At 66.8% G+C, this 22,213-nt stretch carries 22 protein-coding genes; 5 read left to right on the top strand and 17 right to left on the bottom strand.

Translation table 11 applies throughout. From position 1 onward, the window contains the following. A partial coding sequence (locus tag RTN46_RS01420) for a hypothetical protein (protein WP_312178643.1) occupies window positions 1-398 on the top strand: 398 nt, incomplete at its 5' end. A gap of 16 nt (window positions 399-414) precedes the next feature. On the opposite strand, the gene RTN46_RS01415 is transcribed toward RTN46_RS01420, so the two are convergent. Continuing rightward, on the bottom strand, window positions 415-1,482 hold the full coding sequence (locus RTN46_RS01415; protein ID WP_396157158.1) for an ROK family glucokinase: 1,068 nt from the start codon (window positions 1,480-1,482) through the stop codon (window positions 415-417). Between the two features lie 149 nt (window positions 1,483-1,631). Here RTN46_RS01415 and RTN46_RS01410 point away from each other — a divergent pair, with 149 nt between their 5' ends. Then, window positions 1,632-3,440, top strand: coding sequence for an AMP-dependent synthetase/ligase (locus tag RTN46_RS01410; RefSeq protein WP_312178641.1), 1,809 nt, complete (start codon window positions 1,632-1,634; stop codon window positions 3,438-3,440). A 105-nt stretch (window positions 3,441-3,545) separates the two neighbouring features. On the opposite strand, the gene RTN46_RS01405 is transcribed toward RTN46_RS01410, so the two are convergent. Together RTN46_RS01405 and RTN46_RS01400 are read right to left on the bottom strand one after the other, a co-directional pair. Continuing rightward, on the bottom strand, window positions 3,546-4,958 hold the full coding sequence (locus tag RTN46_RS01405) for a mycothione reductase (protein WP_312178640.1): 1,413 nt from the start codon (window positions 4,956-4,958) through the stop codon (window positions 3,546-3,548). Between the two features lie 40 nt (window positions 4,959-4,998). Then, window positions 4,999-8,397 (bottom strand): pyruvate carboxylase, encoded by a 3,399-nt coding sequence (locus RTN46_RS01400; protein ID WP_312178639.1) that lies wholly within the window; start codon window positions 8,395-8,397, stop codon window positions 4,999-5,001. Window positions 8,398-8,642: 245 nt separating this feature from the next. Between RTN46_RS01400 and RTN46_RS01395 the strand changes: the two genes are divergently transcribed. Then, window positions 8,643-9,485, top strand: a complete 843-nt coding sequence (locus RTN46_RS01395) for a ParA family protein (protein ID WP_312178638.1) — start codon at window positions 8,643-8,645, stop codon at window positions 9,483-9,485. A 155-nt stretch (window positions 9,486-9,640) separates the two neighbouring features. Here RTN46_RS01395 and RTN46_RS01390 read toward each other — a convergent pair whose 3' ends face one another. The 14 genes from RTN46_RS01390 to RTN46_RS01325 all read right to left on the bottom strand — a co-directional run bounded on the left by RTN46_RS01390 (window position 9,641) and on the right by RTN46_RS01325 (window position 21,005). Then, entirely contained in the window at window positions 9,641-10,231 is a 591-nt protein-coding gene (locus tag RTN46_RS01390) for a MerR family transcriptional regulator (RefSeq protein ID WP_312178637.1), read from the bottom strand. A 254-nt stretch (window positions 10,232-10,485) separates the two neighbouring features. Continuing rightward, entirely contained in the window at window positions 10,486-10,983 is a 498-nt protein-coding gene (locus RTN46_RS01385; RefSeq protein ID WP_312178636.1) for a bifunctional nuclease family protein, read from the bottom strand. A gap of 5 nt (window positions 10,984-10,988) precedes the next feature. Beyond that, the gene (locus RTN46_RS01380) at window positions 10,989-11,744 is read right to left on the bottom strand and encodes a MerR family transcriptional regulator (RefSeq protein ID WP_312178635.1); all 756 of its coding nucleotides are present in this window, start codon (window positions 11,742-11,744) and stop codon (window positions 10,989-10,991) included. A 13-nt stretch (window positions 11,745-11,757) separates the two neighbouring features. Continuing rightward, the gene (locus tag RTN46_RS01375; protein WP_312178634.1) at window positions 11,758-12,228 is read right to left on the bottom strand and encodes an FHA domain-containing protein; all 471 of its coding nucleotides are present in this window, start codon (window positions 12,226-12,228) and stop codon (window positions 11,758-11,760) included. A gap of 201 nt (window positions 12,229-12,429) precedes the next feature. Continuing rightward, window positions 12,430-13,005, bottom strand: coding sequence for a class I SAM-dependent methyltransferase (locus tag RTN46_RS01370; protein ID WP_312178633.1), 576 nt, complete (start codon window positions 13,003-13,005; stop codon window positions 12,430-12,432). A gap of 19 nt (window positions 13,006-13,024) precedes the next feature. Continuing rightward, a complete protein-coding gene (locus RTN46_RS01365) occupies window positions 13,025-13,426 on the bottom strand; it encodes a Rid family hydrolase (RefSeq protein WP_312178632.1) in 402 nt (133 codons plus the stop codon). 165 nt (window positions 13,427-13,591) lie between these two features. Next, complete coding sequence (locus tag RTN46_RS01360; RefSeq protein ID WP_312178631.1) at window positions 13,592-14,161, bottom strand: TetR/AcrR family transcriptional regulator; 570 nt, start codon at window positions 14,159-14,161, stop codon at window positions 13,592-13,594. Next, window positions 14,158-15,756, bottom strand: a complete 1,599-nt coding sequence (locus RTN46_RS01355; protein WP_312178630.1) for an MFS transporter — start codon at window positions 15,754-15,756, stop codon at window positions 14,158-14,160. The genes RTN46_RS01360 and RTN46_RS01355 overlap by 4 nt, the downstream gene beginning before the upstream one ends. A gap of 138 nt (window positions 15,757-15,894) precedes the next feature. Further along, window positions 15,895-17,355 carry an FAD-dependent monooxygenase gene (locus RTN46_RS01350; RefSeq protein ID WP_312178629.1) on the bottom strand — a complete coding sequence of 487 codons (1,461 nt, stop codon included), beginning with the start codon at window positions 17,353-17,355 and terminating at the stop codon, window positions 15,895-15,897. Between the two features lie 78 nt (window positions 17,356-17,433). After that, entirely contained in the window at window positions 17,434-18,582 is a 1,149-nt protein-coding gene (locus tag RTN46_RS01345) for a PQQ-dependent sugar dehydrogenase (RefSeq protein ID WP_312178628.1), read from the bottom strand. Between the two features lie 21 nt (window positions 18,583-18,603). Further along, window positions 18,604-19,359 carry an SDR family oxidoreductase gene (locus RTN46_RS01340; RefSeq protein ID WP_312178627.1) on the bottom strand — a complete coding sequence of 252 codons (756 nt, stop codon included), beginning with the start codon at window positions 19,357-19,359 and terminating at the stop codon, window positions 18,604-18,606. Between the two features lie 111 nt (window positions 19,360-19,470). Beyond that, a complete protein-coding gene (locus tag RTN46_RS01335; protein ID WP_312178626.1) occupies window positions 19,471-19,713 on the bottom strand; it encodes a hypothetical protein in 243 nt (80 codons plus the stop codon). After that, entirely contained in the window at window positions 19,680-20,258 is a 579-nt protein-coding gene (locus tag RTN46_RS01330) for a cytochrome c biogenesis protein CcdA (protein ID WP_312178625.1), read from the bottom strand. Before RTN46_RS01330 ends, RTN46_RS01335 begins: the two co-directional genes overlap by 34 nt. A 6-nt stretch (window positions 20,259-20,264) precedes the next feature. After that, window positions 20,265-21,005 (bottom strand): thioredoxin domain-containing protein, encoded by a 741-nt coding sequence (locus RTN46_RS01325; RefSeq protein ID WP_312178624.1) that lies wholly within the window; start codon window positions 21,003-21,005, stop codon window positions 20,265-20,267. Window positions 21,006-21,219: 214 nt separating this feature from the next. On the opposite strand from RTN46_RS01325, the gene RTN46_RS01320 reads away from it, so the two are divergent. Together RTN46_RS01320 and RTN46_RS01315 are read left to right on the top strand one after the other, a co-directional pair. After that, a complete protein-coding gene (locus RTN46_RS01320) occupies window positions 21,220-21,603 on the top strand; it encodes a BlaI/MecI/CopY family transcriptional regulator (protein ID WP_312178623.1) in 384 nt (127 codons plus the stop codon). Continuing rightward, window positions 21,600-22,213 (top strand): M48 family metalloprotease (locus tag RTN46_RS01315; RefSeq protein WP_312178622.1); only part of this gene is annotated, 614 nt, incomplete at its 3' end. The genes RTN46_RS01320 and RTN46_RS01315, both read left to right, overlap by 4 nt.

Here is a 22,213-nt window from a genome sequence, read left to right as displayed (position 1 = left end):
CCGCCGCCAGCATCCCGGGCGATCCCACCACACCGCCTGAGCAGAAATCGCCTGCCGAGCGGACGCGGGCCATCTTCGAGAACCAGCCCCTGCTCCGTGATGCCGGCGCCGGCGCGGAAACCGGGCCCCGCGACTACAGCCCGCCGGAGGACGAGTCCGACGGCAGTTTCGTTCCCGAGGAACCGCCGCCGCTGGGCAGCGGTGAGCCCCTGGTCATCCTCGCCTGGCTCGGTGCCGCTGGAGGCCCACTGCTGCTCCTGCTGTTCGCCATGTTCTGGCGCAGCGCTCCGCTGACAGTGGTGCTGGGCGTCGTTGCCCTGTTCGTTGCGTCCTCCGGCTATTTGCTGTTCCGACTGCCGCAGCACCGGGATGAGGACGACGACGGCGCTGCGGTCTAGCCGCAGCCCAAGGCTCCTAGCGCCGGGCGGCGACCCGGGAAAGATCCGCCGCGCCGATCATTCCGGCAGCCGGGCCCAGTGCCGCCTTCTCGATCCTGGCTTCGGGCCGGAACCCCCGGCCGGTGAGGTTCCGGGAGAAGGACCGGCGGGTTGGTTCCAGCAGCAGGTCTCCGGCGTCGCTGAGACCGCCGCCAATCACGAACATGCCGGGGTCCAGGGCTGCCGCGAGGTTGGCGAGCCCCAGGCCCAGCCACTCGCCCACTTCGCCAAGGAGTTCGACGGCGGTCCGGTCCCCGTCCAGCGCCAGGCGGGTCACGACGGCGCCGGTGATGTCCGGGATCCGCCCGTCCACGCTGCGCAGCAGTTCCTGGGCAACCGGCGAATTGGCCGCTGCGAGTTCCCGAGCCTCCCGGCCGAGGGCGTTGCCGGACGCATACTGTTCCCAGCACCCGCGGTTGCCGCATTCGCAGCGCCTCCCCTGCGGCATGATGATCTGGTGCCCGAACTCACCGGCCACACCGAAACGGCCGCGTTCAAGCCGTCCGTCCATAATCATGGCACCGCCGATACCGGTCCCCAGGGTGATACAGACCAGCCGGCTCTCCCCCGCCCCGGCACCAAAGCGCCATTCCGCCCAGGCCGCGCCGTCGGCGTCGTTGGCCAGGTAGACCCGCCGCTTGAGCAGCCGTTCGAGGTTTGCCTGCAGCGGTTCGTTCCGCCAGGCCAGGTGCGGACTGAAGAGGACGGTGCTGCCGGCCAGGTCCATCCAGCCGGCGGCGCCGATCCCCACGGACCAGACGTGTTTTTCGGCCGACAGTTCGCGGACAAGGTCGACGATGACTGCTTCGACCTCCCTCGGGTTCTGCCCGGGAGTGGAGCGGCGGACCTCCGCCAGCACGCGCCCGCTGGAGTCGACCAGCCCAGCCGCGACTTTCGTCCCACCAATATCGATGCCAATGGCCAGGCCTCGCCTCCGCATCGGACTGGACAGCCGTACCGGGCGCCGGGGGCGGAAAGGATCCGCGCGGCGGGACCACCGGGCAGCGGGGGAAAGAGGAACGGAAGCTGGATTTACTGGAGGCATCAAGAACCAATTCTAGGCGGCAGGGCAACGTACGGTCCCGTTGCCGTCAAGCGTTATGCTTTCGAAAGTTACCAGCGAGTACGAAAATGTGATCTAAGTTATAGGGTGGGGATCATCCCGCCGTCCGAAATGATATCGAAGGAGCTATCGTGCGCGAATACAGCGTCCCTGTCCTGGTGGAGTCCTCCCCGGAAACGAACACAACGGACCTGCTGCTGGAACAGGCTGCGAAGCCGTCCAATCCGGCTCTTTTTGCCGTGCGCTCGACCGGGGATTCATGGACAAACATCAGCGCCACCGAATTCCTGGCAGATGTCTCCCGGATTGCCAAGGGCCTGATGGCCTCCGGTATCGGTGCCGGCGACCGTGTCGGCATCATGGCCCGCACCCGCTATGAATGGACCCTGGTCGACTTTGCGATTTGGTTTGCCGGAGCAGTATCCGTACCCGTGTACGAGACTTCCTCTCCCGCACAGGTCGCCTGGATCCTCGGCGACTCCGAAGCCAATGCCGTGATCGTCGAAGCTGCACGGCACGAAAACGTGGTTCGGCAGGCGGCAGCCGATGAAGACCTCTCGAGGGTGTCTTCTGTCTGGCAGATGGATGGCGGTGGACTGGACCAGCTCCGCGAGGCAGGCACGGCGGTCACCGATGAGGAGCTCGAGGCACGGCGTTCGCTGGCGAACCTGAAGGACATTGCCACGATCATCTACACCTCGGGCACCACGGGTAAGCCCAAGGGCTGCGAGCTGATGCACAGCAACTTTGTTGAGCTGTCCCGCAATTCCCTGGCGGCGCTGCCCGAAGTGGCCAAGGAGGGTGCGCAGACGATTATGTTCCTGCCGCTGGCCCACGTGTTCGCCCGGTTCATTTCCGTGCTGGCCGTTGCCGCCGGAGCCACCGTGGCCCACACCCCCGACGTCAAGAGTCTCCTCCCGGATCTGCAGAGCTACAAACCCTCCTTCCTCCTCGTTGTGCCCCGTGTCTTTGAGAAGGTCTACAACTCCTCCATGCTCAAGGCCGAGGACGGCGGCAAGGGAAAGATCTTCCATGCCGGTGCCAAGACCGCGATCGAATGGTCAAAGGCCAAGGAGCAGGGCAAGATCCCGCTCGGCTTGAAACTGCGGCACGCCCTGTTCGACAAACTGCTCTTCTCCAAGATCCGCACTGCCATGGGCGGACGCGTCCAGTACGCCGTTTCCGGCGGTGCGCCGCTGGGTGACCGGCTGGGCCACTTCTTCAACGGAATCGGGGTCATGGTCCTGGAGGGCTACGGGCTCACCGAGACCACTGCGCCGATCAGTGTCAGCACACCCAAGCTGATCAAGATCGGCACCGTCGGCGCACCGCTGCCGGGCAACGCGGTTCGGATTGCCGACGACGGCGAAATCCTGACGAAGGGCGTCAGCGTGATGAAGGGCTATTACAAGCGCCCTGACCTCACCGAGGAGAACTTCGTGGACGGCTGGTTCCGCACCGGGGATATCGGCCAGCTCGACTCCGACGGTTTCCTGAAGATCACCGGCCGCAAGAAGGAAATCATTGTCACCGCCAGCGGCAAGAACGTTATTCCCGCCCTGCTGGAAGACTCCATCCGGGCCGACGCGATCGTCTCGCAGTGCGTGGTGGTCGGTGACCAGCGGCCGTTCATCTCGGCGCTGATCACCCTCGACGAAGAGGCGCTGCCGGGCTGGCTGGAACGGCACAGCCTTCCGGCCGGGACCACCGTGGCCGAGGCCTCGCAGACCCCGCAGCTGCAGGCTGAACTGCAGACACTGGTGGACACCGCCAACCAGGCAGTCTCCAAGGCTGAGGCCATCAAGGTCTTCCGTGTGGTTACCACTGACTTCACTGAGGCCAGCGGGCACCTGACGCCGTCCATGAAGATCAAGCGCGCCCAGGTGCTCAAGGACTTCTCCGCCGTGGTCGAGGAAATCTACTCAGGCCAGCGGGTCTAACCGCCGGAAAACACAAAACGAAGCAGGGCCCCGGAGAATATCCGGGGCCCTGCTTCGTTTACCGGTGGTGCAGTTCGGTGTGAACTGACGCGGTGTGGGTGCTGCTTACGGCTGCGGCTTGGTGTCCAGGGAGAGCAGGGCGTTTTCCACGACCTCTGTCAGGGCCGGGTGGATCCAGTACTGGCCGCGGGCCATGCTGTGCGCATCCAGGCCAAAGGCCATTGCCTGGACCAGCGGCTGCACCAGCATGGATGCCTCATGGCCCATGATGTGCGCGCCGAGCAGCTGCCCGGTGGAACGGTCCGCCAGGAGCTTCACGAAGCCCGTGCTGTCCTCCATGGCCCAGCCGTACGCCGTCGAGCCGTAGTCCTGGACGGCCACTGCCAGATCCATGCCGTGCTGGGCGGCGTGGTCCCGCGCCTGCGCCTCGGTAAGGCCCACGGAGGCCACCTGCGGATGGCTGAATACTGCCGCGGGCACAAAGCGGTGCGATGCGGCCTGCAGGTCCTCGGGATGCAGCAGGTTGTGGCTGACCACCCGAGCCTCGTGGTTCGCTACGTGCTTGAGCTGATGCTCGCCGCTCACGTCTCCCAGCGCCCAGATACCGGAGACCGGCTGCCCTCCGCTGAGGACCCGCTGGTACTCGTCGACGGCGGCACGGCCGTCGTCCTCCAGGTCGAAGCCGGCGGCCGCAAAGTCCAGGCGGTCGGTGTTCGGTACGCGGCCGGTGGCCACAAGGACCAGGTCGACGTCGATTTCGGTGGAACCGGCGGGACCGGAGAGAACGGCACGGACTGAGCCGTCGGTATTCTCCGCCAGCGAGTCGACCGTGTGGTTCAGGCGGACATCCCACTGCTCAGCGGCGGCCGCTGTGAAACGTTCTGAGACGGTTTCGTCCTGTGAACGGAGCAGTGCACCGGAGCGGACCGCCATGGTCACCTGCGAACCGAAGGCAGAGAAGACGAAGCCGAATTCGGCGGCGATGTAGCCTCCGCCCAGGATCAGGATCCGCTCAGGCAGGTCATCCACGCGCATCACGGTATCGGAGGTGTGGACCTGCGGCAGGGTGATGCCGGGAATGTCGGGAAGGACCGGCCGGGATCCGGCGGCGATCACAATCTGGTCGGCCGTGATCTCCGCACCCGAGGCCGTCTCCAGACTGTGGGAGCCGGTGAACCGGACGTACTCGCTGTAGAGGGTGACGTTTTCCAGTTCCTCGTCCCGGTAGCGCCGCCCGCCTTCGGAGATGGCGTCAATCCGCCCGAAGATGCGGTCGCGGATGTCCCGCCACCGCACGCCCTCAAGGTTCTGGTCCACACCCAGGCGCCCGGCTTCCGCCGGGGCGGCGGCCAGCTGTGCGGGATAGACGAACATCTTGGTGGGAATGCAGCCGACGTTCAGGCAGGTTCCACCGAACGTTCCACCGTCAATGACGGCGACTTTCCGCCCGTCCCATTCCGGGGTGATCAGGGAGTTGCCGGAGCCGGAGCCGATAATGGCGAGGTCGTAATGAGTCACCCCTCCAGTCTATCGGCGCGCGGCTCCGGGCCTGAATCCCTTAGCTGGGCTCGATCACCACGAGCAGGTCGCCGCCGTCTACCTGCTGCACGCCGCCGACGGCGAGCCGCTTGACGGTTCCGGCCACCGGTGCCGTGATCGAAGCCTCCATCTTCATAGCCTCGATCGTGGCGACCGTTTCTCCGGCGTCGACCTCCGCCCCCTCCTCAACGGTCAGGGTCACCGCGCCCGCGAAGGGAGCCGCGACGTGGCCGGGCTGCGCCGGATCGGCGCGCTCGGCTGCCTTGGCGCTGCTTTCCACACTGCGGTCCCGCACCATCACCGGACGCATCTGCCCATTCAGGGTTGTCATGACCGTGCGCATGCCCTTTTCATCGGGCTCGGACACCGCTTCGAGGGTGGCGATCAGGCGCACGCCCTTTTCCAGTTCCACGATGTGCTCCACCCCCGGACGCAGGCCGTAGAGGTAGTCGCGGGTGTCCAGGACGGAGACGTCACCGTAGGTTTCGCGCATCGTGGCGAATTCGCGGGCAGGACCGGCGAAGAGCAGCCGGTTCAAAGTAGCGCGGCGGGTTGCGGAATCCCCTCCGAGTCCCTGCGCGTCATCCTCGGTGAGCTCCACCAGCCGCGGCTTGGGTTTGCGTCCCTGCAGTGCCTTGGTGCGGAAGGGCTCGGGCCAGCCGCCGGGGGGATCCCCCAGCTCTCCGCTGAGGAAGCCGATGACGGAATCCGGGATGTCGTAGTTCTGCGGGTTCTCTTCGAAATCGTCCGGCGAGACGTTGCTTCCAACAAGTTGGAGGGCAAGGTCGCCGACGACCTTCGAGGACGGAGTGACCTTGACCAGGCGGCCAAGGATCCTATCCGCGGCCGTGTACATATCTTCAATGGCCTCGAACCGCTCCCCCAGGCCCAGGGCGATCGCCTGCTGGCGCAGGTTGGAGAGCTGGCCGCCGGGAATCTCGTGCCGGTACACCCGCCCGGTGGGACCGGCCAGGCCGGACTCAAACGGGGCATATACGCGGCGCACCGCTTCCCAGTACGGTTCCATCGCGCTGACGGCTTCCAGGCTGAGCCCGGTGTCGCGTTCGGTGTTGGCCAAAGCGGCCACCAGGGACGACGCCGACGGCTGGCTGGTGGTTCCGGCCAGGGTGGCGCTGGCGACATCCACCGCGTCCACTCCGGCCTCAGCCGCGGCCAGGAGGGTGGCCAGCTGCCCGCCTGCGGTGTCGTGCGTGTGCAGGTGGACCGGAAGATCGAACCGTTCCCGGAGGGCTGCCACCAGCTTCGCGGCGGCGGCCGGACGGAGCAGGCCCGCCATGTCCTTGATCGCCAGGATGTGGGCCCCGGCATCGACCATCTTCTGGGCCAGGTCCAGGTAGTAGTCCAGCGTGTAGAGGGTTTCCTTGGGGTCAAGCATGTCCGCGGTGTAGCAGAGGGCCACTTCGGCGACCGCGGTGCCGGTGCGGCGCACCGCGTCAATGGCCGGAGCCATCTGGCTTACGTCGTTCAGTGCGTCGAAGATCCGGAAAATGTCCACGCCGGCTGCCGCCGCTTCCTCGATGAACGCGTCGGCCACTTCCGTGGGATACGGCGTGTAGCCGACAGTGTTCCGTCCGCGCAGCAGCATCTGGATGCAGATGTTGGGCAGGGCCTGGCGCAGCGCGTCCAGCCGCTCCCACGGATCCTCGCCTAGGAACCGGAGCGCGACGTCGTAGGTCGCCCCGCCCCAGGCCTCCACGGACAGCAGCTCCGGAGTCAGGGCGGCGACAGCGGGTGCCGCCCCCACCAGGTCGCGGGTACGGACCCGGGTGGCCAGCAGGGACTGATGGGCGTCGCGGAACGTTGTGTCAGTGACGGCCAGGGCCTGCTGGGCGCGAAGTTCCGCGGCGAACTTCTCCGGTCCCAGTTCCTGCAGCCGCTGGCGGGAGCCGGGGCGCGGGTCGGGCAGGTCCGCGGGCAGTTTCTGGCGCGGGTCGATCTGTGCCGGCAGCTCTCCGTGAGGTTTGTGCACGGTGACATCGGCGAGCCAGTTCAGCAGCTTGGTGCCGCGGTCGGCCGGGCCGCGGGCGTTCAGCAGTTCCGGGCGTTCTTCGATGAAGGAGGTCGCGACGTCGCCGGCAACGAAGTCGGGATCGTCAAGCACCGCCTGGAGGAAGGAAATATTGCTCGATACGCCGCGGATCCGGAACTCCGCCAGGGCCCGGCGGGCACGGTTGACCGCTGCGGGATAGTCCCGTCCGCGGCAGGTGAGCTTAACGAGCATCGAGTCAAAGTGCGGGCTGATCTCCGCCCCGGCGTAGACGGTGCCGCCGTCGAGCCGGACACCGGCACCGCCGGCGGAGCGGTAGGCGCTGATCTTCCCGACGTCGGGCCGGAACCCGTTGGCCGGGTCCTCGGTGGTGATGCGGCACTGCAGTGCCGCGCCGCGGATCTGGAGCTCGTCCTGGACCAGGCCCAGGTCTGCCAGGTTCTCCCCTGCGGCGATCCGCATCTGCGCCTGGACCAGGTCGACGTCGGTAATTTCCTCGGTGACTGTGTGCTCCACCTGGATACGGGGGTTCATTTCGATGAATACGTGCTGGCCCGCGCGTTCGCCGATGGTATCCACCAGGAACTCGACGGTTCCGGCGTTGACGTACTTGAGTGACTTGGCGAAGGTCACCGCGTCCCGGTAGAGGGCCTGCCGGATCTCCTCGTCCAGGTTCGGCGCCGGCGCAATCTCGATGACCTTCTGGTGGCGGCGCTGCAGCGAGCAGTCCCGTTCGAAGAGGTGGATGACGTTGCCGTCATTGTCGGCCAGGATCTGCACCTCGATGTGGCGCGGACGCAGCACCGCCTGCTCCAGGAAGACCGTAGGATCGCCGAAAGCGGTGTCGGCCTCCCGCATGGCAGCATTCAGCGCCTCTGGGAGGTCCTTGGCGGTATCCACCCGCCGCATCCCGCGGCCGCCGCCGCCGGCGACGGCCTTCACGAAGATGGGGAAGCCTATGTCCTCGGCCTTGGCCAGCAGTTCGTCCGCGTCTGCACTTGGTGCCGTGGAGCGCAGGACGGGGATCCCGGCCTCGCGGGCGGCGTTCAGGGCGTGGACCTTATGTCCGGCCAGTTCCAGGATGTCCGCGGCCGGACCAATGAAGGTGATCCCTGCTTCCTTGGCGGCGCGGGCCAGCTGCGGGTTCTCGGAGAGGAAACCGTAGCCCGGGTAGATCGCGTCGCAGCCGGCCTCGCGTGCCACGCGAATGATCTCATCCACGTCCAGGTAGGCCCGGACCGGATGGCCTTCGGTTCCGATCAGATAGGCCTCATCGGCCTTCTGCCGGTGAAATGAGTTGCGATCCTCGTACGGGAACACCGCAACGGTCTTGGCACCGAGCTCATAGGCCGCGCGGAAGGCCCGGATCGCGATTTCCCCGCGGTTGGCTACCAGAATCTTCGAGAACATTGCACTCCTGCATGGTTGCGGGTGGATGGAACCGGTCCAGGCCATCAGCTTTCAGTCTCAGTTCACCAGCTGGAAACAGCAAGAACTGGTGAGACACATCACATCAAACATATTTCAGTGCCAGGCACAGATGTGCAAACTCGAGCCTGCCCGGCTTGTCGGTACGCGTCACATAGAATGATTGTGGTTCCCCGGCACGGACCCGGCGCCCGTGATCCTCGACACGTTAGGTATTGGTTCAACAAGTGCAAGTAGTGAGCATCAGCAGCTTGAAAGGCGGCGTCGGCAAAACCTCTGTGACGCTGGGCCTGGCCTCAGCCGCACTGGCTGCCGGAATTCCTACCCTCGTAGTGGACCTGGATCCACATGCCGATGCCACCACCGGCCTGGCTGTCTCGGCCGGCGACCATCTGGGTATCGGCGACATGCTCCGCAGTGCGCGCAAGGCGGATCTGGCAGCCAACGTGGTCTCCAGCGGCTGGACCGCGACAGCACGGAAGCTGCAGGGACAGGATGCCTCCCGCCAGCCCGTCCTCGACGTCGCAATGGGCTCGGCCTTCTCCGGCATCTACGACCGGCCGGACCTCGGCAAGCGGGACCTGAAGCGCCTCTCCACCCTGCTGGCCAAGGTCAGCGGCTACGGCTTGGTGCTCATCGACTGCCCGCCGTCCCTTAACGGCCTGACCCGGATCGCGTGGACTGCCAGCAACCGGGTACTCCTGGTGGCCGAACCCGGCCTGTTCTCCGTGGCAGGCACCGAACGGACCATGCGGGCCCTGGACCTGTTCCGGCAGGAGTTCGCCCCGAATCTGGCACCGGCAGGCATCGTGGCCAACCGGGTCCGGTCAACGTCCAGTGAGCACACCTTCCGCCTGGCTGAAATGAAGCAGATGTTCGGCGACCTCCTGCTGGAGCCGAACATCGCCGAGCAGGCGAACTGGCAGCAGATCCAGGGCGCGGCGCATTCCGTGCACCACTGGCCCGGTGAATCGGCCAAACAGGCCGCGGGATCCTTCGATGCCCTGCTGAAGAACCTGGTGCAGACCGGCAGCGTCCGCAACCGGGTGATGCGCCGCCCGGCCAGCTAAGGCCCTCCCGGCCCGCCGCCGGCCCTCGCGTGCCCCAGACACATCAAAGAGGCCGCCTCCATCTGGAGGCGGCCTCTTTGGCTAAGCTGAAGTTGTTTTGCCAGTCGTCAGGAGCTGGCTCATTCCTGGAGGGAGTGGCTACTTCCCGGAAAAGGCTAGCTGATTTTGCGTGCAGCCCGGCGGCGGCTGAGTTCGTCCTCGGCGTAGGAATGTTCGTCCACGTGCTCGCTCGGCAGCTGGGCCAGGCTTCCTTCCACCTCGCGCCAGACCCGTCCGACGGCGATGCCGAAGACGCCCTGACCACCCTGGACCAGATCGATGACCTCGTCCGCGGAGGTGCATTCATAGACACTGGCACCGTCGCTCATCAGCGTGATCTGGGCCAGGTCTTCCACGCCGCGCTCCCGCAGGTGCTCGACGGCGGTCCGGATCTGCTGCAGGGAAACACCGGTGTCCAGGAGCCGCTTGACTACTTTCAGGACAAGGATGTCGCGGAAGCTGTAGAGACGCTGGGTGCCCGAGCCGGAAGCACCACGGACGGCGGGTTCCACCAGTCCGGTGCGTGCCCAGTAGTCCAGCTGGCGGTAGGTGATGCCTGCCGCCTTGCAGGCTGTGGGGCCGCGGTAGCCGGCGTCCTCATCCAGGACCGGCAGATCCTCGGTGAACAGCAGTCCCTGGGCACTGGCCGGCAATGCCTTCCCGGGTGCAACGGCGCGGTGTTCGCCGGCATCGCCTTTCGGACTCACTGTTCCTCCTCGTAACGGTCCCCGTTAAGTCGGCAGCTGCCACAGATCATCGGGATAAAAATTCCAGCGTTTCGCTGGTTGACACCCTGACTGGATTTCGCTGGACCCGGTGTCAAAACCGGTCCGCGCCAACCCTGTCTAAGTGTCTGCCTGATGACCCTTTAGCGCAATGGGGACTCTATGCTTCGACGTTAGATCCGTGTGCGCCCAAGGTCAAAGATGCGGCCTCTTTTTCTGCAGGCGTGTCGAGCCGCTCAGCGCTCGAAGTCCTCCGGCTCAACGTCCGCGAGGAACTCCCGGAACTGGCGGAGTTCCTGCTCGGCGTTCTCCTTCTCGTCCTCATCCTCGTCCGCCTCGGTTTCCGTGATCCGCACGCCGGCCTCATCCAGGACGTTGTCAGTGCAGAAAATAGGGCACGGAACCCGCAGGGCGACGGCGATCGCGTCGGAGGCGCGGGAAGAGACCCGGGTGCCGTCGTCGAACACCAGCTCCGCGTGGAAGACGGTGTCTTCCACCGAGACCAGTCGGACTTCGGTGACGAGATGCTTCAGGGACTTAATGACGGTGACCAGCAGGTCGTGCGTCATGGGACGCGGGGGAACGATCCCCTGCTGCACAAAGGCAATGGCACTGGCTTCCGGCGCCCCAATCCAGATGGGCAGATGGCGCTCCCCCTCAAGTTCCTTGAGGAGCACCAGCGGCTGGTTGGACGGCAGCTCGATCCGCACGCCTACAACTTCAACTTCCTGCATCGGCTTCAGCTCTCCATCCGGGCTATTTGGCCGTTGACCAGGGCACTGTGCAGGTTCAGGCAAAGATCGCTGATCTCCCGCGCTGTTTCAGCGGCCCGTGCCTTCGAGGCGACATCCCTGCGTGAGGCAACTGGAGCAATGACCCGCTCCACCAGTCCCAGTTCCCGGTCCGCAGCGGCACGGAAGGGCCTAAGGTGGCGGGGTTCGATGCCGTGGGCTTCCAGCTGGGTACAGGCCTTGGCAACTTTCAGGGCGTGTTCATCATACTGCTGGGCGGGTGCGGTGATAAGGCCGAAACTGATGAGGCTTCGGACCAGCTCGGCAGTGGCACCGGATTCGGCAACCAGTTCGTCGAAGGTGAAGAGCCGGGCCCGAGTGCGGGCGGCAAGTTCCTCTGCCAGCTGCTCGGAAACTGCCCGTGGTGCCAGGGTGATTCCGCCGGGAAGGGAATCAGGGCGTTCTCCTCTGTCGATCGCGTCAAGGTAATCCTTGATGACCTTCAGGGGCAGGTATTGGTCGCGCTGCAGCGCCAGGACAAACCGCAGCCGTTCAACGTCCTGGGTGGAGTACTTCCGGTAGCCCGCGGCTGTGCGTTGCGGTGCCACCAGTCCCTTCTCCTCGAGGAAACGGATCTTGGAAGCGCTGATCCCGGGGAACTCGCCGCTCAGGTCGGCGAGGACCTGGCCGATGTTGAGTATGCGCGGGCGCGCGCGCTCCGCGGCCGAGCCGGCAGCGCGCCGCGCAGCCTCTGGTCCTGGCATCCGATTCCCGCCTTTAGGCCGTGCCGGCAGCCGGACGTGCAGCGTAAAAGGTGAGCCGGAACTTGCCGATCTGGACTTCGCTGCCGGTGCGGAGCAGCAGGCTGTCCACGCGGTCGTTGTTCACGTACGTCCCGTTTAGGCTCATGGAGTCAACCACCCGGAAACCCTCGCCGCTGCGCCGGAATTCAACGTGCTTGCGTGAGACGGTGACATCGTCCAGGAAAACGTCCGCGTTCGGGTGGCGTCCTGCCGTGGTGACGTCCTGGTCAAGAAGGAACCGTGCGCCGGCGTTCGGGCCGGAGTGCGCGATGAGCAGGGCGGAGCCTGCGGGAAGGGCGGCAACTGCGGCGCGCTCGTCGACGCTGAGCTTAGGCTCAACCGACGTGTCTCCGGAGACCGGCGGAAGGCTGATCGAAGTGGTGTCCTCCGCACTGTATCCACGCTGATCGTCCGCTCGTGCGGCGTTATAGTCCTCGCCCGCCATGGTATTCCTCCCCAAAAAGAACCGGCCATCCCGCATAGTTTGCGGCTGGCCTGATTTCACTCGCTTACCGTTCGTGCCTTACCGGCTGTCTTAGCCTACCTGCTAGAGGCCCCGCAGGGCACAGGAGATTTCCCGGCCCCGAGCTGTGCTGAGACCGCATACCCGGATAAGGGTGAAGACCGCCGGGTCCGCAGCGCCCACCTACCCGGCAGCCGTACCGTCGAAAAGGATCACCGGAACGGAGGGCAGAATGCCCTGACTCACGTTCAGGCTCTCCATCCGTCCGCGAAATCCGGCCTCGGCCAGCAGGACGGCGGAATCGCGGTCCCAGCGGCAGCCGTGATCCCACCGGGCACTGAACGGCGAAACTGCCCGCTGCAGGCCGCGCTTGAAACTGCCTTCCGGGGCAGCCACATGTTCAGCGAAGACAGCCCGGCCACCGGGTTTCAGCACCCGGAGGACTTCGGCGAGGACTGCGGCAGGGTCCGCCACGGAGCACAGCACCTTCGTGGCCAGGACGGCGTCGACGCTGCCGGACGCAAGTCCGGTGTCTTCCGCCGGGTTGGCCAGCGCGGCGGGGCGGCCGCGTGACGCCGCTGCCGTGTCGAGTTCCTGCCGGCGTCCGGGATCCGGTTCCAACCCGATCCACTCCGCTTCTGAAGCCAGCAGCCCCAGGTTTCCACCCGTCCCGGCACCGATTTCCAGGACCCTGCCCCGCAACGTGCCGATGAGGAGTGCACAGCGCCGTTCGTACTCCGCATAGCTGATCTTCGCCATGCAGACGAAAGTACCCCCTTCAGCGGATCAGCGCTGCCACTGCACCGATCTCCACCAGCGCGCCCGGTACACCCAGCCCCGAGACAAGGGCCGAAGTCACGAGGGCGGGTTCATCGGACGCCAGCTCCGGTGCGATCGCGGCGTAGCCGGCGGCGACGTCTGCACCTTCAACAAAAAGAACGGTCCACTGCACGACGTCGGCCAGGCCGGCCCCGGCTGCGGCGAGCGCCGTTTTCACGTTTGCCAGGGCGTGCCTGGACTGGGCGGCAGCGTCACCGCTGCCGAGGAGGGAGCCGTCCGCATCAACTGCGTTCTGGCCTCCCACGTAGATCGTGGTTGCGCCCGGCGGAACAACAGCCACATGGCTGAAGGCCGGGCTGAAAACGAGTCCTTCGGGACGCAGACGCGTGATGGTAGTCATCCCCACACGATCACACGAAGGCCCGCCACTGGACAGGGGCTGCGGCATTGGAGTCCCCCGCGCCCCCGTATCCGTGCGCCCGTGGCAGCTGCCCCATGCGCGGCCACGAAGTCTCGGGTGCGCCACCGATCCTCTTGGACCTCGGCACGACGCCGGTTCGCGGCGCTAGTCCGGCTGGGCGTCAGCCAGCTCGAGCAGCACTTTTCGGGCCCGGGCCAGTACCTGGGCTGACACGTTCGCGTCGTAGGAGTGAGCGACGGCCAAGCCTTCAACGGCATACCGGACAACCAGGGTGCGGTCAGGGTCCAGGCCGTCCTTTTCGAACATGGCGAACCAGGTGTCGTTGTCCTGGTCGCTGAGTGCCTGGACGCCGGGGATTTTCTCCAGCGCCGGCCAGATTCCGGCAAACGTCCCATATTCGGCCATCAGCCCGGCATCCAGTCCGCACAGCGCCCGCACGTAGGCGCGGAGCACTTTGCCCGGCCGGTTCTCGGTCAGATCCACCAGCTCCAGCACCCGTGCGCGGAACCGTTCCAGGTGATCCTCCGCCACCGCGTAGAACAGGGCCTCCCGGTCCGGGAAATGGTGCAGCAGCCCGCCCTTGGACAGCCCGGCGGCCGTGGCAATGTGCTGCACTGACGCGGCGGTCCCGCGTTCCGCCAGGACGGTGACCGCGGCATCCAGCACGGCCCGCCGGGTTCGTTCGGTGTTCCGTTTCCCTTCGTGTTCCGTCATCGCCGCTCATCCCACTGGGCGGCTTCCGGTTCAGGACCGGCTCCAGGTCCCGCTGCCGGGCCCGCTTCACCGGGTATACCGGCGCCGTCGTTGGTTTCCAGGACCCGTGGGATGACCCGCCAGGCAACCACGCCGGCGACCAGCAGGATGGCTGCCGCCACCAGCGCTGTAACCTGCATGGCTCCGGTGAAAGCGTGCTGGGCGTCAGCGATGTATTCGACCGGGCCGCCCTGCAGGGCCTGGAGCCCTGAGGCCAGCGAGTCCGTGACCGCAGCCCGGGTGTCTGCCGGCAGCGCGGAGAGATCCGGCAGTCCCGTCCGGTAGAGGGCGGTCAGGACGGACCCCAGCACGGCGATGCCCAGGGCGACACCCAGTTCATAGGCTGTCTCCGAGACCGACGACGCCGCCCCGGCGCGTTCCCGCGGGGCGGAGGCAACCACCGCGTCGGTGGAGAGCGTCATCGCCAGGCCGATGCCCAGCCCGATGACCGTCAGTCCGACGGCGATTCCCACGTAGCCCTGCAGCCCCTCGGTCACGGAGAGCAGCACTAATCCCACGGCCCCGAGGATCAGTCCGCCGCCGATCGCCGGGCCGGTTCCAGCCCGCGACGCAACAGGGCCGACCACAAACACCACGGCCATCATCGCCAGCGTGACCGGCAGTTCGGCAAGTCCTGCCTGGAGCGGGCCGAAGCCGCGCACCAGCTGAAGGTACTGGGAGAAAAAGAACAACAGGCCGCTCATGGCGAAAATCGCCAGGCCGTCGGCAATAACGGCACCGCGGAAGGCCGGGCGGCGGAACAGCTCAAGGTCCAGCATCGGCTCCGGAACCCGGCGCTGCCGGCGGATAAAGACCCAGCCGGCTGCCAAACCCAGCAGCAGTGCCACGATGCCCGCCGGGTCGATTCCGTGGCCGAAGGCCCGTTTAACGGCGTAGACCACGGGCACGATCGCCGCGACGGAGAGGACCGCGGATGCCAGGTCCAGCTTGCCCGGGACGGGGTTCCGGGACTCGGGCAGCAGGATAGCGCCGAACACCAGCAGCAGGAGCATCACGGGAATGTTGATGAGGAATACGGAGCCCCACCAGAAGTTCTCCAGCAGGACGCCGCCGACCAGCGGTCCAAGCGCTGCTCCGCCGCCGGCTCCGAGCGACCAGACGGCTATGGCGCGGGTGCGCTCGGCCGGGACGGTGAAAACGTGCCGGATGATCGAAAGCGTCGAGGGCATGATCGTGGCTCCGCTGATGCCCAGCAGCGCCCGCGCTGCGATCAGGACCTCTGGGGTCGGGGCGAAGGCAGCCAGTGCGGAGGCAATGCCGAAGCCCAATGAGCCGATCAGCAGAAGCCGCTTCCGGCCAATGCGGTCGGCGACGTTGCCCATGGTGACCAGCAGCCCGGCCAGCGCAAAGGAGTAAATGTCCCCGATCCAGAGCAGCTGTGTGGCGGTCGGTTCCAGGGAAGCGCTCAGCGACGGCACCGCCAGCGCGAGTACTGTGCCGTCGACTGCCAGCAGCATCACAGCGAGCGTCAGCACACCCAGTGAAGCCCATTCGCGCGGGCCGGCAGGGGAAGGTAAGGCAACGGATCCGGTCATAACCACAGACTACCGACCATATGGTCGGTATTGGAAGCCATTTAGTCTGTTAATTTCGGGGCGGCGGGTAGGATCTGCGAGCGCGTGGATGAGAGCGTCCAGTGCGGTGGCGGCTGACTCTTCGCCCTCCGGCCACTTTCAGTGCGCCCGGCTGTCCGCCCCAAACCACTTCCCCAGGGCTGCGGCGAGGTCCTGCCGGCCCGCCCTCCTCCGGTTGCCGTCCGCGGGCCCTGCGTCCACCCAGGCGACATGGCCATCCGGGCGAAGCAGGACCGCCCGAACGCCCAGGTCATCGCAGCCGTCGACGAGGTGGTCCACCCGGTCCTCCCAGCCGGCCACGAGGTGCTGTCCTTCCGGGTCAAGCAGGATCCCCCGTCCGCCGTGCATATGTTCATAGAGGCGTCCGTGGGCCAGCGGCATGTCCCGCAGGCGCCGGCCAAGCAGTTCGTGCCCCGCGCCAAAGTCATAGCGGACGCTCAGCGCGGTGATCTTCTCGATCAGGTACCGGTTGACGTCGTCGAAATCCATCAGCTCCGCGATCAGCCGGCGGACCGCCTGCGGTCCGGGCTCCGCAGAAGCCAGTTCGGACTGTGCACGGGTGGTAGCCAGGACGTCGGCGGCCACGGGGTGCCGTTCGGTGAAGTAGCTGTCCAGCAGCTCCTCCGGCGCCCAGCCGGTGACCGTTGCGGCCAGCTTCCATCCCAGGTTGAATGCGTCCTGGATCCCGAGATTCAGGCCCTGCCCGCCGAACGGCGGATGCACGTGCGCGGCGTCGCCCGCGAGCAGCACCCTCCCCTTCCGGTAGCTCTCCGCGAGCCGGGTGGCATCGCCGAACCGGGACAGCCACCGTGGTGAATGTGCCCCGAAGTCGGTACCGGCGTAAGTGCGGAACTGTGCCTGCAGTTCCTCCATGGTCGGCGGGGTACCGCGGTCTTCTGCGACTTCGGCGGCGGTCACAACAACGCGGTAGATCCCGTTCCCCACCGGCCCGGCACCAAAGTCGCGGTGCTTCCCGCGGACCCTGGCAACGACGTCGGCCACTTCCTCCGGTGGTGCCGTCAGCTCAACTTCGCCAATGAGGAACTCCCGGCCACTGGGGTCCCCGGGGAAACCGATACCGAGCTGCCGGCGCACCGTACTGCGGCCGCCGTCGCATCCCACCACGTAGCGTGAGCGCAGCTCCTTGCCGCCTGCCAGCGTAAGGGTTACCCCGACGTCGTCCTGATGCAGGCCGGTGATCGCCTGGCCCCGGCGTACCTCGACGCCGAGGCTGGCGGCATGCCGGGCCAGCAGGCGCTCTGTTGCGGGCTGCGGGATGCCCAGCACGAAGGGATAGGTGGTATCGAGGTCCGGCGGCGGTTTGCTGATCCCCGCGAAAAACCCGCTGAGCGGATACTGTGTGCCTTCGGCGGTGAACTCCTCCAGCAGGCCGCGCTGATCCATAATCTCGATGCTGCGGGCGTGCAGCCCCAGGGCCCGGACCACTTGAGTGGGTTTAGGCTCCTTCTCCAGTACCAGCACCTCCACGCCGTGCAGCCGCAGTTCGCTGGCAAGGAATACCCCGGTTGGCCCGGCTCCGGCGATAACGACGTCGATCATGGGCACCCCTGTCCGTTGTTGGTTCGAAACCCCTGGCTCCCTGGGGCTCTGCCATGATCCCCTGAAGCCGCCTGCTGGCTAGCCGGCCTCAAGCCGCAGCAGCCGGTCATCGTCCGGGCCGGGATCCCCGCGGCCGTCGGTGTTGTTCGTGAGTAGCCACAGGGTGCCGTCGGGTGCCGTTACGGCATCGCGGAGGCGCCCGTACTCGCCCGCCAGGTGTTCCGTGGAGGATCCGAGGGCGCGCAGCGGTACTTCCCGGAGCCGTTCCCCGCGCAGGTTCGCAATGAAGATGGATTCCCCCGCGACGGCGATCCCGCTGGGACTTGCCTCGGCGGGCGTCCACTGCTGGACGGGGTCAATGTACCCGTCCTCTCCGGCGATGCCCTCCACCTCGGGCCAGCCGTAGTTCCCGCCGGCTTCGATCACATTGAGTTCGTCCCAGGTGTTCTGCCCAAACTCGCTGGCGTAAAAGACGCCGTCCGCGTCCCAGGCAATTCCCTGCGGGTTGCGGTGCCCATAGCTGTAGACGAGTGAGCCGGGGAACGGGTTGTCCGCCGGCACCCCGCCGTCGGACGTCATCCGCAGGATCTTCCCGGACAGGGACTGCTTGTCCTGGGCGCTGTCCCGGTCCCCGGCATCTCCCGTGGTGGCGTACAGCATGCCGTCGGGTCCGAACGCGATGCGTCCGCCGTTGTGGATGGGTCCAGCCTTGATGCCGTCCAGGACCGTCTCGGCCTGGCCCAGTGCCAGCGATCCGGCGCTTCCGCGCAGTTCCCGCCGCTCGATGCGGTTGCCGTCCTCGGAGGTGAAGTAGGTGTAGAGGAAGCCATCCTGCACGGCGATCCCGAGGAGGCCACCCTCTCCCTGCCCGGCAGCCCCCTCGATGACGCCGACGGTTCGGGGGTTGCCCCCGGTCTTGAGTGCCGGGAGGTCGAGTTCCAGGATGCGGGCGGAGTCGCGCTCGGTGAGGAGAGGCGTGCCCTCGTGGAAGGCGATTGCCCAGGGCGCGTCCAGTCCGGTGGTGATGACTTCCGGAGCGCCGGGACCTGCCGGGACAGGCTCGCCGGAAGCGGCCGTTTCCGGGGATGCGGGGCTCGACGACGGAGCGGGCGGTTCATCTGGGGTGCAGGCGGTGCTGGTGATTGCTGCCGTGAGCGCGAAGGCAGCGGCCGCCATCCCGCCCACCCGTCGTCGTCGTCGTCGTTTTAGGCCGTACCGGTGCGTCATCCGGCCGCCCTGTTTCCGGCCTTAGTCAGCACTCATGCCGCCGGTGAGGTTGAGCACGGAGCCGTTCAGGCTTTCCGCTCCGCCCTGGGCCAGGAAAACGGCGGCTTTTGCGACTTCGCCGAGGGTGGGAAGTGTCCCGGTGGTGGTGAGGGATTCCAGGAACCGGGTGAATTCATCGAGCGGCATGGGCAAATCAGGTGTGCTGCCGATCGTTTCGAGGATGCGCTGCGAACGGAGGCACACGGCCCGCACACCGGCAGGCCCGAACTCGGCGGCCATGGTCCGGGTGAGTCCCTCAATTGCAGAGCAGGCCGCAGCAAAGCCGCCCACGCCAGCGATCAGCACCCGGGCGGGTGACGCGGACAGCGTCAGGATTGTTCCGCTTCCGCGCGGCACCATATGCGCGGCAGCAGCCCTCGCGGTGATGAATTGGGTGCGCAGCCAGGCCGCCGCCGGAGCGACGACGTCGTCCACGCTCATTTCGAGCAGAGGAGGTCCCTGCACCAGCGGGATGGCCACGGCATTGAGCATGACATCGATCCCGCCCGCGTCCTCAGCGACGGCCTTGGCGTGTGCTTCAACCGCCAGCTGGTCATAGGCATCGACCTCGCTCACGTGGGCGGGCCCCCCGCCTGCCGCGCGAATCCGTTCAGCTGTCTTCTTGACGGCGTCGAGGTGGCGGCCGGCGAGGAACAGCTCGGCGCCGGAGCGGCTGAACTCCTCCGCCACGGCACCGCCGATCGCTCCGCCAGCCCCGTGAATGATGATCTTCTGCATGGGGGGATCCTTTCGCCGTCTTTCTCCGCCACATAAGCAGAACGGCGGGCGGCACGGATAGCCCCCGCAGCCCAATGCGCCCCGGACGAAACCCAGATCGCGGCTGGTGGGCTACACGCGTTCGTCCTGCTGCGTACGTCGCCGCTTCACCCAGACCGCGAGGAACAGCCCGGTGAGGACGAGGATGACGAGGACGTCCAGGATCGGGTTGGCCAGCAGCTCAGCGCGCTCCTGGAGCCATATCTGGGCCGCGGACGGGAGGATCTCCGGGGCTCCGACCAGGCCGTTGGTGGTCCAGAAGAGCACCCCGGCTCCGATCATCAAAAGCCCGGTGAGCAGCGAGGTGGTATGCACGTCCCGAGCCGCCGCCAGGCAGCTGCGATCAGCAGCAGGGGCACAACCATGCCGGCGCCGTACGCAGCGAGCAGTCCCGCGGCGGCCAGGGAGTCCCCCCGGGCGGCGGCGAGGGTGAGGACGGCACCGAGGATGGGGCCGGCGCAAAACCCGGCTATCCCGCTGGCCGCACCGAGCAGGAGGGTTTTGGCGAGCCCGGTCCTGGCCGCGGCCTTCGCGTGCAGGCTTCCCGCCCCGGGCAGCAGGCGCGCGGCGTCGAACCCGAATCCAAGGGCCTGCACCGCGCCCAGCACGATCAGGACCAGCGACGCGATAAGCACAATCGCCTGCCGGTGGGTAACGAACAGTGCCCCCAGCGCGCCGGCACCGAGTCCGATCGGGAGCAGCACGAAGAGCAGACCAAGATAAAATACGGCTCCGTGCAGCAGCAGGCGGGGGCCTGCTCCGATGGTGGAAGCGAAGAACGCCGGCATCAACAGTGCCGCGCACGGGCTCAGCAGCGCGAGCGCTCCGCCGGTTATGGCGGTGATCAGGCCAATGTCCATCCTGGGTTACTTCGCGGCGGCGAGGGCGGCCTGAAACGCGTCGTGGAAGACCTGCGAAGGCTGCGCTCCGACGATCGGCTGTCCGCCCAGGATAATTACCGGAGTGGAGTAGGCTCCGAGCTCGAGTCCGAGTTTCTGGTTGGCCGCGATTTGCCGGGCGGTCTCCTCCGCCCCCAGATCGGCAGCGAACTTATCGGCGTCCAGACCGAGTTCGGTGGCCAGCCCGTTGAGGGCCTGCTCGCTCAGATCCGTTTCGGAGCGATGCTTCCCGCCCTTGAACAGCCCGTTGTGGTACTCCCAGAAAGCGCCCTGCAGGCCGGCGGCGTAGGACGCCCGCGCTGCCCGCTCCGAGGCGGGGCCAAACACGTTCACGTCACGCCATTCGATCCGCAGGTCTCCGGCATCGGCATACTCCATCATCAACGGCAGGGTCTCGGCGTTGAACCGGGCACAGAACTGGCACTGGTAATCAGAAAAAACCACCATGGCTACCGGAGCGTCCGCTGGGCCAGCGGCCATCACATCGGACGCATCACGGCGCTCTACGATCCTGAGATCAGGCTGCCCGTTCGCCTGCGCCTGGTCCGGCCCCGCGGTCGAGGTGCCGGAAGCGCCCGCAGAGCCGCTCCCGCTGTTCAGCGAAAAAACGACGGCTATGCCGGCGGCGGCCACGGCGAGCACCACAACCGGCACCAGCCACGACGAACTCCAGCTGCGTTTGGACTTAGGTGTGGACCTTGCGGGCATCAGCATTCTCCTCAGGATCTTTGGCAGGCTCCCGTCTACTATGGCAGATAGTAGAACTATGCAGGGTAGTAGAGTTCTGCCAGTATTGGGCCATGACTTCTACGGCGGCCCCAGCCTGGTCGAGAGCTGGCGGCGGATTCCTGCTGGCGGCGGCCTCTGCCAGGGGCCAGCCCGGCGGCGGCCCGGCCCGGGCCACTCCGGTGGCGGCTCTCCGATGAGCGGGAGCCAGCCGGGAGACCTGCTGCGGCTGGGCGCCCTGGAAGCCCAGGTGATGGATGTGCTGTGGGATCACGGCCCCTCGACCATCCGCGGAGTGATAGAGGAATTGCCCTCCAAGCCTGCCTACACCACAATCGCCACCGTGCTGACCAACCTGGACCGCAAGCATCTGGTCACCATCACCCGGCAGAACCGCTCCACCCGGTACGCTGCCCGGGTAAGCCGGCATGAACACGCCGCCGAACTGATGGAACAGGTGCTGCAGACCAGCCGGAACCGCGCTGCCTCGATTCTGCAGTTCGTGGAGTCAATGCCCGAAGATGATCTGGACCTGCTGCGGGACTATCTCAAGAGCCGCGACGGCGGGACCCGGGAATGACCCCCGGAACGGTAGCGGCGCTGCTGGCTGCCAGCCTGGTCATCCTGGCATTTGCCGGGCCGTGGCTGCTCCGCCGGGCAGCGCCCGCACTGGTGCGTGTTCCGCGGCTGGGAATCGCCGTCGTCGCTGGCAGCACCCTCATCTGGCTCATCACGCTGCTGGCGATCGGCCCCGTACTGGCCTGGGGCTTATCCGGGCCCGCGCTCATCTCCGGCCCCGCGGCAGTAACCTGCCAACGCTGCCTGGCCGCCGCGAATCCGTTCGCCGCCGGCGCCGTCACCACGGAAGTTCCGACCCTCCTGCTGCTGGTGCTGCCCGGCGTCCTCACGCTTGCCCTCGGCACCGGAATGGTGGCGCAGATGATCCGGCGCACGCAACGGTCCCGCGAGGCAGCCCGGGCACTGCGGCGCGGCGCGCAGCAGTGCCGCCTGCTCGGCCACGAGGTGACGGTTCTCGACGCCGACCATCCCCTGGCGCTCTCATTCCCGGCCCGCCACGGGGGCATCATGCTCTCCAACGCTGCCCTGAAGGCGCTGGACGCTGAGGAGCTCGCCGCCGTCCTGGCCCATGAACGGGCGCACGTCCGCCAACGCCATCATCTGGTGTCCGC

Origin of the sequence: Arthrobacter sp. (assembly GCF_031988865.1) — a bacterium.
Classification (GTDB): domain Bacteria; phylum Actinomycetota; class Actinomycetes; order Actinomycetales; family Micrococcaceae; genus Arthrobacter_B.
Note: the sequence above shows the minus strand (reverse complement) of the source record. Positions and strands in the feature narration are given on the sequence as shown.

Excerpts from the sequence above, each read along its gene's own strand:
- RTN46_RS01415 (WP_396157158.1), bottom strand. The coding sequence starts at position 1,482 with ATGCCTCCAGTAAATCCAGCTTCCGTTCCTCTTTCCCCCGCTGCCCGG.
- RTN46_RS01400 (WP_312178639.1), bottom strand. The coding sequence starts at position 8,397 with ATGTTCTCGAAGATTCTGGTAGCCAACCGCGGGGAAATCGCGATCCGG.
- RTN46_RS01385 (WP_312178636.1), bottom strand. The coding sequence starts at position 10,983 with ATGCAGGAAGTTGAAGTTGTAGGCGTGCGGATCGAGCTGCCGTCCAAC.
- RTN46_RS01380 (WP_312178635.1), bottom strand. The coding sequence starts at position 11,744 with ATGCCAGGACCAGAGGCTGCGCGGCGCGCTGCCGGCTCGGCCGCGGAG.
- RTN46_RS01375 (WP_312178634.1), bottom strand. The coding sequence starts at position 12,228 with ATGGCGGGCGAGGACTATAACGCCGCACGAGCGGACGATCAGCGTGGA.
- RTN46_RS01370 (WP_312178633.1), bottom strand. The coding sequence starts at position 13,005 with ATGGCGAAGATCAGCTATGCGGAGTACGAACGGCGCTGTGCACTCCTC.
- RTN46_RS01365 (WP_312178632.1), bottom strand. The coding sequence starts at position 13,426 with ATGACTACCATCACGCGTCTGCGTCCCGAAGGACTCGTTTTCAGCCCG.
- RTN46_RS01360 (WP_312178631.1), bottom strand. The coding sequence starts at position 14,161 with ATGACGGAACACGAAGGGAAACGGAACACCGAACGAACCCGGCGGGCC.
- RTN46_RS01355 (WP_312178630.1), bottom strand. The coding sequence starts at position 15,756 with ATGACCGGATCCGTTGCCTTACCTTCCCCTGCCGGCCCGCGCGAATGG.
- RTN46_RS01350 (WP_312178629.1), bottom strand. The coding sequence starts at position 17,355 with ATGATCGACGTCGTTATCGCCGGAGCCGGGCCAACCGGGGTATTCCTT.
- RTN46_RS01345 (WP_312178628.1), bottom strand. The coding sequence starts at position 18,582 with ATGACGCACCGGTACGGCCTAAAACGACGACGACGACGACGGGTGGGC.
- RTN46_RS01340 (WP_312178627.1), bottom strand. The coding sequence starts at position 19,359 with ATGCAGAAGATCATCATTCACGGGGCTGGCGGAGCGATCGGCGGTGCC.
- RTN46_RS01330 (WP_312178625.1), bottom strand. The coding sequence starts at position 20,258 with ATGGACATTGGCCTGATCACCGCCATAACCGGCGGAGCGCTCGCGCTG.
- RTN46_RS01325 (WP_312178624.1), bottom strand. The coding sequence starts at position 21,005 with ATGCCCGCAAGGTCCACACCTAAGTCCAAACGCAGCTGGAGTTCGTCG.
- RTN46_RS01320 (WP_312178623.1), top strand. The coding sequence starts at position 21,220 with ATGAGCGGGAGCCAGCCGGGAGACCTGCTGCGGCTGGGCGCCCTGGAA.